This is a genomic window from Streptomyces sp. B5E4 (assembly GCF_039871555.1).
GTDB lineage: Bacteria > Actinomycetota > Actinomycetes > Streptomycetales > Streptomycetaceae > Streptomyces.
This window is the reverse complement of the sequence record NZ_JBDPMI010000048.1, coordinates 25,612-32,930: the sequence shown is the minus strand read 5'-3', so window position 1 is coordinate 32,930 and position 7,319 is coordinate 25,612. Positions and strand designations below refer to the sequence as shown.

Sequence of the window (7,319 nt, the reverse complement as noted above, 5' to 3'; positions counted from 1 at the left end):
GCTCCCTCACGGAGCCGGGGCCGCCGCCCGTAGCGCGTGCTACAGCAGTACGCCGCCGGAGACGTCGAGGTACGTGCCCGTGAGCACCTTGGCGTCGCCGGAGACCAGATAGGCCACCGTGTCCGCGACCTCGCCGACGTCCGTCATCCGGCCGAGCGGCGACATCGACGCCATGCCGGTCTTGGCGTCGTCGTTGTCGCGCAGCCAGGCCGCGTTCATGTCGGTGTCCAGGGCGCCGGGCGCGACCGCGTTGACGGTGATGCCCCGCCCGCCCACGGACTTCGACAGGAACTTGGTGAAGGCGTCGACCGCGCTCTTGGTCATCGTGTACGCCAACAGCGTCGGCATCAGCGCCGCGTGCGTGGCCACCGTGGAGACGTTGACGATGCGCCCGCCGTCCCGCAGGCGGGACAGCCCCAGCTTGGTGACGAAGAACGGCGCCTTGGTGTTCACCGCGAACAGCCGGTCGAAGTCGGCCTCCTCGGTCTCCTCGATGAGCGCCTGCAGGGCCACCCCCGCGTTGTTGACGAGGATGTCGAGCCCGTCCGCGTGCCGGTCGAACTCCGCCCACAGCGCCGCCGCGTCGCCCGGCACGCCCAGCTCCGCCCTGATCGCGAACGCCTCGCCGCCGGCCGCCTCGATCGCGGCGACGGTCTCTTTCGCCGCCGCCTCGTTGCTGCCGTAGTGCACGGCGACCCGCGCGCCGTCCCGCCCCAGCCGCTCCGCGATCGCCCTGCCGATCCCGCGGCTTGCGCCCGTGACCAGTGCCGTCTTGCCAGTGAGCGCGCCCATGGCTGCGCCCCCTTTCTGTAAAGGTCGCTACAGAAAAGACCGTATCATATTAGCTAGCGGGCGCTATAGAATTGTGTGCATGGCCACCAAGCAGCGCGGGCGCCCCCGCTCCTTCGACCGCGACGAAGCGCTGGAGAAGGCCCTGTACGCCTTCTGGCGGCACGGCTACGAGGCCACCTCCGTCGCCGACCTCACCCGCGTCCTCGGCATCGGCGCGCCCAGCCTGTACGCCGCCTTCGGCGACAAGAAGGCGCTCTTCGACGCCGCCGTCGAGGCGTACGTGACGAGCGACAACGGCACGTTCATCGACCGCGCGCTGGCCGAGGAACCCACCGCCGTCGCCGCCTTCGCGCGCATCCTGCGCGAGGCCGCCGTCGGCTACACCGCGCCGGACCGCCCGCGCGGCTGCATGGTGCTCAGCGTCGGCGTGAGCGCCACCACCCCCGAGGTGGTGACCAAGATGCGCGAGCTGCGCGCCCTGAACCTCGCGGTCATGACCGCGCGGGTCCAGGCCGACGTGACCGCCGGCGTGCTGCCGCCCGGGACCGACCCGGAGAAGCTCGCGAGCTACGCCGGGGCCGTCCTCCAGGGCATGTCCACGCAGGCCAGGGACGGTGCCGACCGGGAGCTGCTGCTGCGGGTGGCGGAGGTCGCCGCGGCGGGCTTCGCGGTGTCGGCGGAGGGTGGCCAAGTCGGTGCGTTCGGGGCGTAGACAGCCGGGAGTGGTCTAGTCCACAATGCTTGTCAGGCTTCCGCCCCTTCCGCACGACGGGGCGGAACGAGGCCCGGGACGTTCTCTGCCCTGACTGCGTCCAGGCCTCCTCACCGGCTGCGACGCCGCGGGGCCGCACACTCCGCGACGTGCGCACCGGTGCTTGGCTCCGGGCCGCGGTGCCGGACGGGTTGAGGGTCCCGGTCCAGGCGCCGCGGCCCGAAGTGCGTGCCGGCCGGCCCTCCCCGCACCGGTCGCGGACGAGCGGGTGTTCGCACCGCCGGTAGGCTCCAGGTGTGCCGTCCATGAACGAACTCGTCCGCCGGCACACGGCGCTGAGCGAGACCGACCTGGAGTGGCTGCACCTCCTCGTTTCGGAGTGGCAGCTGCTCGCCGACCTGTCCTTCGCCGACCTCGTGCTCTGGGTCCCGACCGTCGACGGCGCCCGCTACGTCTCCGTGGCGCAGATGCGTCCGAACACCGGCCCCACCTCGTACCAGGACGACATGGTCGGCCACACCGTCCCGCGCGGCCGGCGCCCCATGCTCGACGTGGCCCTCGACGAGGGCCGGATCGTGCGCGAGGGCGACCCGGAGTGGCGCGAGGAGGTGCCCGTACGGATCGAATCCATCCCCGTACGCCGGGAGGGCCGCATTCTCGGCGTCATCGCCCGCAACACCAACCTGCTGACCGTGCGCACGCCCAGCCGGCTGGAGCTGACGTATCTGCAGAGCGCCTCCGACCTCGCGCAGATGATCGCCGCAGGTGCGTTCCCCTACCCCGGGCAGCAGGGCGACACGGAGACCTCGCCGCGGGTCGGCGACGGGCTCATCCGGCTCGACGCCGAGGGCATCGTGCAGTACGCCTCGCCCAACGCGCTCTCCGCCTACCACCGGCTCGGCCAGGCCGCCGACCTCGTCGGCCGGCACCTCGGCCAGGCCACCTCGGAGCTGGCCGTCAGCAAGGAGCCGGTGGACGAGGCGCTGGTCAAGCTCGCCAGCGGGTGGGCGCCGCGGGAGGCGGAGGTGGAGGGCAACGGCGGCGTCATCCAGTTGCGCGCGATCCCGCTGAAGCCGCGCGGGACGCGCATCGGGTCGCTGGTGCTGCTGCGCGACGTCACCGAGATCCGGCGGCGCGAACGTGAGTTGATGACCAAGGACGCCACGATCCGCGAGATCCACCACCGGGTGAAGAACAACCTGCAGACCGTCGCCGCCCTGCTGCGGCTGCAGTCGCGCCGGCTGGCCGCCGAGGACCCCGACGGGCGGGCGCGGGCGGCGCTGGACGAGGCGGTGCGGCGGGTCGGCTCGATCGCCATCGTGCACGAGACGCTGTCGCAGAACCTCGACGAGACGGTGGAGTTCGACGAGATCGCCGACCGGGTGGTGGCGATGGTGGCGGAGATCAACCCCGGCCGGGTGACGGGACGCCGCACCGGCCGCTTCGGCGTGCTTCAGGCGGAGGTCGCCACGCCGCTGTCCATGGTGCTGACCGAGGTGCTGCAGAACGCCCTGGAGCACGGCTTCGGGCCGGGGGACTCGGGGAGCGTGGAGGTCACCGCGCTGCGCTCCGGCGGGCGGCAGGAGAGCCGGCTGCTGGTCACCGTGCAGGACGACGGGCGGGGGCTGCCGGAGGGGTTCGACCCGGCGACGTCCGGGAGCCTCGGGCTGCAGATCGTCCGCACCCTGGTCGAGGGAGAGTTGACGGGCACGTTTTCGATGGCGCCGGCGCCGGAGGGGGGCACGCGAGTGGTGTTCGATATTCCCCTGCAACCCGAAAAGCGCTGACGCGCCGGGGCGTTGCGCGTACGGAAGTGGACGGCGCGGGTTGACGACGCGGCGGAATCAGGCAGCAAAGAGCCCCGGGCCATCCGGCTCCGGGGCTTTGCGGCTGCTGCGCTGCGGCTCGGGAAGAGCGGCGCCGTGAGTCCCACGGCGCCTTCGCGCATCCGGGGGGTGTCGGGTCAGGCGCTGGCCCTGCGCGCCCGGTTGCGCGCGGCGCGGCGCTTCATCGCGCGGCGCTCGTCCTCGCTGAGGCCACCCCAGACACCGGAGTCCTGACCGGACTCCAGCGCCCACTGCAGGCACTGCTCCATCACGGGGCAGCGACGGCAGACGGCCTTGGCTTCCTCGATCTGCAGCAGAGCAGGACCGGTGTTGCCGATCGGGAAGAAGAGCTCGGGGTCTTCCTCGCGGCAAACGGCGCTGTGACGCCAGTCCATGACTGCTCCATCTCTTCGCGTTGCTGTCAGTTGCTTGTGAATGTGAACGCTTTCACGAACCCTCCGACAAGTGAAGGGGTCCGACCAGATCTCCGGTGTGACCTTCAACATGTGGAGGGGGCGAGTGCGCCGGGGGCAGGTCCCCTGAGGGGAGGCGCTCCGGCCGCCATGAAGAGGTTCGCAAACCTCAGCTTCGGATACAACCCCTTCCGGGAAGTTTCTTTGGATTCCTTGGTCTCAGTTGACAAAGGACCCCACTTCCAGGGGGTGAGGTGCAGCCTAAACGTTCGACTGGAAGGACTTTAGGGCCTTCCACTCACACAATCACACGCAGTGCGCGCCGTACGCCTGTGAAGGTCACGCTCGTACGCAGTCCGAGGTGGTCACCGTCCATCTGGAAGGGCAGTGGGGCCTGTGATTCCAAGGTGAAGTCGGTGAGATCGTGCAGGGACACCGCGTGCTTGCCGTGCGGCCCGCGCTCCGGCGACGAGGTGAGCAGCTGGGTGCCGTAGCGCAGCAGCGACGGGGTGGAGAGCCGGGCGAGTCCGAGCACGTCGAGGGCGGTGTCGAAGGACGCGCCGGGGGTCGCGTAGAGGGGGCGGTTGCCCAGGTAGCTCCACGGCGAGGTGTTGCAGACGAGCGAGAGCACCAGTCCCTCCACGGGGTCCTCGGCCGGTCGCCGCAGCGTGATCGCGCCGTGCCGGCGGTCGCCCTCGCCGAGCCACTGGCGCAGCAACTGCCGTACGTAGAGCGGGTGTGTGGACTTCTTGCCCCGCTCGCGCTTCTGCTCGACCCGGCCGACGACGCCCGCGTCGAATCCCATGCCCGCGCAGAAAGTGAACCAGCGCGCCGGCGCGCCCTCGTCGTCGGTGTCCGGCGTGCCGGAGGCGAGCCCGAGGCCCACGGTGCGCTCGCTGCCGGAGTGCATGGCGTCGAGCAGCGCGCCGGTGGCTTCGACCGCGTCGTTGGGCAGACCGAGGGCGCGGGCGAAGACGTTCGTGGAACCGCCGGGCACGACGGCGAGACGGGGCAGGTCCTCCGGCGCGGGGCCGCGGTGCAGGAGGCCGTTGACGACCTCGTTGACCGTGCCGTCGCCGCCGAGGGCGACGACGACGTCGACCTCGCCGCTGTCCGCCGCGTGCCGCGCGACGTCGCGGGCGTGGCCCCGGTACTCGGTGGTGACCGTCTCCAGCTTCAGGTCGCTGGCGAGTGCGTGGATCAGCACGTCGCGGGTCCGGGGACTGGTGTCGGTGGCGGCGGGATTCACCACGAGGAGCGCACGCATGGCATGCAGGTTACCTACCGAAAAGTAGAGGGGCCCAGCCCCGGCGTAGCGGGCGCCGGGGCCCCAGTAGGCTGGAGAGCATGAGCGGAACGCAGGGCCGGGGCGGGCGGAAGCAGGCGGCCCGGCCCGAGCGGGAGAAGACGGCCGGGACCGGGCGGAAGCCGGCGGCCGCGAAGAACGCCGGAGCCGGCAAGACGGCGGAGAACACCGCGGAAGGCAACGGCGCCGAGGCCGGCAAGGCCGTCGCGGAGAAGGGGCCCCGGCCGCCGCGGGTGACCGTCGCCGCCGTACTGACAGCGGTCGAAGGGCTGATCATCGCCGCCCTCGGGGGCTACGAGCTCGTGCTCGGGATCGTCGGCGAACCGGACAGCACCCGCCAGGCCGTCTTCGGCGGGCTCACCGTGCTGGCGCTCGCCGTGCTGCCGCTGGCCGCCGGGCACGGACTGTGGCGGCAGCGCCGCTGGAGCCGCGGGCCGTCCTTGATCACGCAGATCCTGGCGCTGCCGGTGGCCATCGCCATGGCGTCGGTGGGCGGCGTGATGCTGCCGCTGGGGCTCGCGCTGGGTGCGGTCGCGGCGGCGGCGCTGGTGTGCGTGGTCAGCCCGAGCACGGCGGAGGCGCTGGGCGTGGGTCCGGGCCGGACGGCGTAGTACCGCGGCGCGGGCCGGGGGAGCGGGCGTGAATCCGCGTACGCCCGCCACGCGGCCCGCACGGCACGAGATCGGCTTGGCCCCGCCGGGGACGCTCCCGGCGCCGGAGGCCGGCGCACGGCGCCTCGCGGGTCACGGCGGGGCGCACGCGCCCCGCCGCTCACTCCTCGACGAGCAGCCGCTCGCGCAACTGCGCCAGCGTGCGTGCCAGTAGCCGGGAGACGTGCATCTGCGAGATGCCGACCTCCTGGGCGATCTGGGACTGGGTCATGTTCCCGAAGAAGCGGAGCAGCAGGATCTTCTTCTCCCGCGGCGGCAGCTCCTCCAGCAGTGGCTTGAGCGATTCGCGGTACTCGACGCCCTCCAGGGCGTCGTCCTCCGCACCGAGGGTGTCGGCGACGGCCGGGGACTCGTCGTCGGTGTCGGGGACGTCGAGGGAGAGCGTGGAGTAGGCGTTCGCCGACTCCAGGCCCTCCAGGACCTCTTCCTCGGAGATGTTGAGCTTCTGCGCCAGCTCGTGCACCGTCGGGGCCCGGCCGTGCAACTGGGAGAGCTCGGCGGTGGCCGAGGTCAGTGACAGCCGCAGCTCCTGCAGCCGCCGCGGCACCCGCACCGCCCAGCCCTTGTCACGGAAGTGGCGCTTGATCTCGCCGACGACCGTGGGGGTCGCGTACGTCGAGAACTCCACGCCGCGGTCGGGGTCGAAGCGGTCCACGGATTTGATCAGGCCGATGGTGGCGACCTGCGTGAGGTCGTCCAGCGGCTCGCCGCGGTTGCGGAAGCGCCGGGCCAGATGCTCCACGAGCGGCAGGTGCATCTGCACGAGGGCGTTGCGCAGCTCGGCGTGCTCGGAGGAGTCCGCGGGGAGCTTGCGCAGCTCGTAGAACATCGCCCGCGCGCCGCTGCGGTCCTGCGGTTCCCGCCTGTCGTGCTGCTGCAGTCCGTCCATGTGGTCCGCCCGCTCTCGCTCCGCCGCGGCCAGCCGGCCCTCGTCTCGCATCGGAACGCCCCTGACGTACGTCACGTCGGCCCCGGCGCCGCGCCGCGCTCCTTGAGCAGGCTGATCGTGACCGTGCGGTCCTCGCCCACGGTCGCGTCCACCCTGCCGGCGAGCGCGGACAGCACGGTCCACGCGAAGGTGTCGCGCTCGGGCGCCCGGCCGTCTGTGGTCGGTGCCGACACCGTCACCAGAAGCGCGTCGTCCCCGAGCTGGAAGACGCAGGTGAGTACGGAGCCGGGAACGGCTTGCTGGAGGAGGATGGCGCAGGCCTCGTCGACCGCGATGCGCAGATCCTCGATCTCGTCGAGCGTGAAGTCCAGGCGGGCAGCGAGCCCTGCCGTGGCGGTGCGGAGCACCGATAGGTACGCCCCCGCAGCCGGCAGCCGGACTTCGACGAAGTCCTTCGGACTGGGCTCGCCTTCGAACTGGGACACCCTCACCTCCAAGGTGCGTGGCGACTCTCTGCCATGGGAACGCCGGCCTGCCCCCCGTCACTGGGAGTAACGGACCGGCGTGGCAAATCGTTCGCCTGCGACGCTACCGCGTGCGATGAGCTGCTGTCTCCTGGTCCGGAGAAGGCCACCCCATCCCGCGGCTGTCACTAATAGTAAACCCTGATTACGCTCCGTGGCTAGGGCTTTTCTCGTCCCAATTCCCGT

8 protein-coding genes are annotated in these 7,319 nt (G+C 71.6%); 3 read left to right on the top strand and 5 right to left on the bottom strand.

The features are described from left to right. Window positions 1-39: 39 nt before the first annotated feature. Window positions 40-792 (bottom strand): SDR family oxidoreductase, encoded by a 753-nt coding sequence (locus tag ABGA99_RS34960; RefSeq protein WP_347581645.1) that lies wholly within the window; start codon window positions 790-792, stop codon window positions 40-42. 79 nt (window positions 793-871) lie between these two features. Here ABGA99_RS34960 and ABGA99_RS34955 point away from each other — a divergent pair, with 79 nt between their 5' ends. Together ABGA99_RS34955 and ABGA99_RS34950 are read left to right on the top strand one after the other, a co-directional pair. Further along, window positions 872-1,504 (top strand): TetR/AcrR family transcriptional regulator, encoded by a 633-nt coding sequence (locus ABGA99_RS34955; protein ID WP_347584204.1) that lies wholly within the window; start codon window positions 872-874, stop codon window positions 1,502-1,504. A gap of 305 nt (window positions 1,505-1,809) precedes the next feature. Beyond that, window positions 1,810-3,291 (top strand): histidine kinase N-terminal domain-containing protein, encoded by a 1,482-nt coding sequence (locus ABGA99_RS34950; RefSeq protein WP_347581643.1) that lies wholly within the window; start codon window positions 1,810-1,812, stop codon window positions 3,289-3,291. 176 nt (window positions 3,292-3,467) lie between these two features. Here ABGA99_RS34950 and ABGA99_RS34945 read toward each other — a convergent pair whose 3' ends face one another. Then, window positions 3,468-3,725, bottom strand: coding sequence for a WhiB family transcriptional regulator (locus ABGA99_RS34945; RefSeq protein WP_018835069.1), 258 nt, complete (start codon window positions 3,723-3,725; stop codon window positions 3,468-3,470). Between the two features lie 316 nt (window positions 3,726-4,041). Further along, complete coding sequence (locus ABGA99_RS34940; RefSeq protein WP_347584203.1) at window positions 4,042-5,010, bottom strand: diacylglycerol kinase family protein; 969 nt, start codon at window positions 5,008-5,010, stop codon at window positions 4,042-4,044. Window positions 5,011-5,090: 80 nt separating this feature from the next. Between ABGA99_RS34940 and ABGA99_RS34935 the strand changes: the two genes are divergently transcribed. Next, window positions 5,091-5,660, top strand: coding sequence for a hypothetical protein (locus ABGA99_RS34935; protein ID WP_347584202.1), 570 nt, complete (start codon window positions 5,091-5,093; stop codon window positions 5,658-5,660). A 160-nt stretch (window positions 5,661-5,820) separates the two neighbouring features. Here ABGA99_RS34935 and ABGA99_RS34930 read toward each other — a convergent pair whose 3' ends face one another. Further along, the gene (locus tag ABGA99_RS34930) at window positions 5,821-6,660 is read right to left on the bottom strand and encodes an RNA polymerase sigma factor SigF (RefSeq protein WP_234380170.1); all 840 of its coding nucleotides are present in this window, start codon (window positions 6,658-6,660) and stop codon (window positions 5,821-5,823) included. Between the two features lie 20 nt (window positions 6,661-6,680). Then, window positions 6,681-7,094 carry an anti-sigma regulatory factor gene (locus ABGA99_RS34925; RefSeq protein ID WP_347581640.1) on the bottom strand — a complete coding sequence of 138 codons (414 nt, stop codon included), beginning with the start codon at window positions 7,092-7,094 and terminating at the stop codon, window positions 6,681-6,683. Window positions 7,095-7,319: the final 225 nt, after the last annotated feature.

Excerpts from the sequence above, each read along its gene's own strand:
- ABGA99_RS34945 (WP_018835069.1), bottom strand. The coding sequence starts at position 3,725 with ATGGACTGGCGTCACAGCGCCGTTTGCCGCGAGGAAGACCCCGAGCTC.
- ABGA99_RS34940 (WP_347584203.1), bottom strand. The coding sequence starts at position 5,010 with ATGCGTGCGCTCCTCGTGGTGAATCCCGCCGCCACCGACACCAGTCCC.
- ABGA99_RS34960 (WP_347581645.1), bottom strand. The coding sequence starts at position 792 with ATGGGCGCGCTCACTGGCAAGACGGCACTGGTCACGGGCGCAAGCCGC.
- ABGA99_RS34935 (WP_347584202.1), top strand. The coding sequence starts at position 5,091 with ATGAGCGGAACGCAGGGCCGGGGCGGGCGGAAGCAGGCGGCCCGGCCC.
- ABGA99_RS34955 (WP_347584204.1), top strand. The coding sequence starts at position 872 with ATGGCCACCAAGCAGCGCGGGCGCCCCCGCTCCTTCGACCGCGACGAA.
- ABGA99_RS34950 (WP_347581643.1), top strand. The coding sequence starts at position 1,810 with ATGAACGAACTCGTCCGCCGGCACACGGCGCTGAGCGAGACCGACCTG.
- ABGA99_RS34930 (WP_234380170.1), bottom strand. The coding sequence starts at position 6,660 with ATGCGAGACGAGGGCCGGCTGGCCGCGGCGGAGCGAGAGCGGGCGGAC.